The organism is Cupriavidus sp. DL-D2, from assembly GCF_039710735.1.
In the GTDB taxonomy this organism is placed as follows: Bacteria; Pseudomonadota; Gammaproteobacteria; order Burkholderiales; family Burkholderiaceae; genus Cupriavidus.
Genome location: NZ_JBDKXK010000124.1, coordinates 1 through 2,445, shown reverse-complemented (window position 1 = coordinate 2,445; position 2,445 = coordinate 1). Strand labels below are relative to the sequence as shown.

The window sequence follows — 2,445 nt, the reverse complement described above, 5'->3', positions numbered from 1 at the left end:
GGGCTTCGGCATCATCGGCCAGATTGTGGCGATGGCGGCGGCGGTAGCGATTTCGATTGTCACGGCGGGGGCTGGGGCGGCGATTGTAGGGGCCGCGTACACCGCTGCAATGGGTGCCACGGTAGCGGCGGGCGCGACCTTCGCAGCTGCCGGTATTGGTGCGGCGATGTCGGCGGCGGTATCCGGCTTGATCGCCGGAACGCTGTCGGCGATGGTGAGTCAGGTCATTACAACTGGCTCACTGAATCTCGGATCGGCGCTCAAAACGGGGTTGATCTCTGGCGTGACCGCAGGGCTGACACAGGGTGCCCTGGGCGCGATGAAGCTGGACAACGTCGGTATCAGTAGCATTGGCGACAACCTTGCCAAGGGCGACTGGACGCTGGCGGCGGGGCAGCTCGGCAACTATGCCCAGGCTAGCGTTGTGCGCTCTGCCATCAGCGCTGGCATTAGTACCGCGGTATATGGCGGCAGCTTCGGACAGGCCTTCGCCGGGGGACTGGTGCGAGACGCAGCGGCGCTGGCAGCAAATGCAGTCGGGGCAAATGTTCCGGGTCTTGGCGACGATCGCGCAACGACGAACTCGATCATCGCAAATGCGGCTGCGCACGCCTTGATTGGCTGCGCGGCACAGGGCTTGACCGGGGGTGACTGTGCAGGCGGTGCGATTGGTGGAGCAGCCAGTGCGCTGGCAGCGCCGCTGATTCGTGATCAGCTCTACGCCGATAGCGCGGTGGTGAACTACAGCGACGACAAGATTCTCCAGGCACTCACTGTCGGACTGTCGACGATGGTGGGCGGATTGGCTGGTGCTGCACTGGGCGTCGATGTGACATCGGCGGGATTGGCGGCTCAGAATGAGGCGATAAACAATGCGACATCGACAGGTCCGGCCAGAGGCATTGCCGCACGCGAAAATGCCAGGCTCACCAAGCTTTGCGAGCCGAATTGCACGGAACAGAACTTCAGGGACATTGATACTCAGGTAAGAAAAGTAGAGGCTGCGGCGACGCTCGCCCGACTGAACAATCTGACGCCTGAGCAAGCGCTGAAGTTGGCGGATACATTGTCGAATCTGTTGCCGTACTATGGTTCGGCAGCGATGCTGTATCAAGCCGTGACTGGGCAGACTCTGAGCGGTCAGGAGTTGGGAACGGCTGAGCGGTGGTTGTCGGGGGTACTTGGTGCCATACCCGTTGGGGCAGCGGCCTATGGGAAAATCAGTGATTTCGTCAAAACGTGGTCTCTGATCGACGGAGCTGGAGGCACAATTAATGTCCCTAAGTCCATTCCTTACCAGCCACCTGGTTCTTATATATCGCAAGGAAATGCCCCGGTTTGTGGCCCGGCATGCGCGGCTATGGTCATACGAGACAATACTGGTGTTTCGATTACTTTGGAGGAGGCAATAGGTAAGTTTACTAACGGAATTCGAACTACCGGAGTTGATGCGAATGAACTATCGGCGGTTATTTCGAAGGGAGGTGTTCGAAACTCCGTGGAGACCGTATTTCTTCCGGGGCAATTGAATCAGTCGCTTTCACAGGGGAAAGAAGTAATTGTCAACGTCGGAGGGCATTTTATTATTGTTGATAGCAAGGTGACTGTCGACGGAGTAAATTACTACATGACACGGGATCCTTTTACCGGTCCCCGCGGCGTGTTAGCCAGTGCGCTTGATTCGGCTATGGCCCGCGGAGTTAATGCCATTGTGCTAGGGAAATGATATGGAAGATGTTGCGATGTTGAATTTGACCGATGCAATGGTGGGAAGCGAAATCACCTTGGTTGGGTGGTTGGCAGATCGAGAGGATGGTTTATTTTTGTTGGATAATCATCACCCAGAAGACATCAATCATCTATTAAGGATTAGATTGGTGAATGGGGATGTGATGTATCCAATTTTGGCTAGCGTTCCATCACTAGTAGGAGGCATGTCGTTGATTTTTTCTAGAGCTAGAGTTTCTGGAATATTAATAAACGCGAAGCCATTGACAATGATTGGGAGGGAAATATCCGTAGAAATAATCCGTGGTTCTGGTATATATGTGAGTGTAAATATTTCTCAGGACGTGGTGAATAAATATGTGGAGGAGAGAGGGGCGTATCAATTTGGAGCGGTGCGACCGTCAGCTCGTGACTGGTTAAAGGATTGACAACATGTATTGCGATAAGCGGCGAAAATATCGCGTGAGTCGTGGGAAATAATTTTTTTGATGTTGTAATGATCATCCATTTGTTAGGGGAAATTTGGTGTTCCAGTAATTAGGACGCTGAATCAGCCGCTGCCTACAGACGGAAGAATGAATGATGCGTAATATGCGTTTGCTCAGGCGTTAGCTCTCCCTGAGCGACGACCAAGTGAAGGCGCTGGACGCGCCGATGCTCTGGTACGTGGAACAAGCCGTCCCCGATCCGCGCTGCACGGTATCGAGCACGATCTGT

Annotated in this window: 2 protein-coding genes; both read left to right on the top strand. The window is 54.4% G+C overall.

Translation table 11 applies throughout. The annotated features are described in order from the left end of the window. A partial coding sequence (locus ABDB81_RS30240; RefSeq protein WP_346814397.1) for a DUF637 domain-containing protein occupies window positions 1-1,726 on the top strand: 1,726 nt, incomplete at its 5' end. Between the two features lies 1 nt (window position 1,727). After that, complete coding sequence (locus ABDB81_RS30235; protein WP_346814396.1) at window positions 1,728-2,156, top strand: hypothetical protein; 429 nt, start codon at window positions 1,728-1,730, stop codon at window positions 2,154-2,156. Window positions 2,157-2,445: the final 289 nt, after the last annotated feature.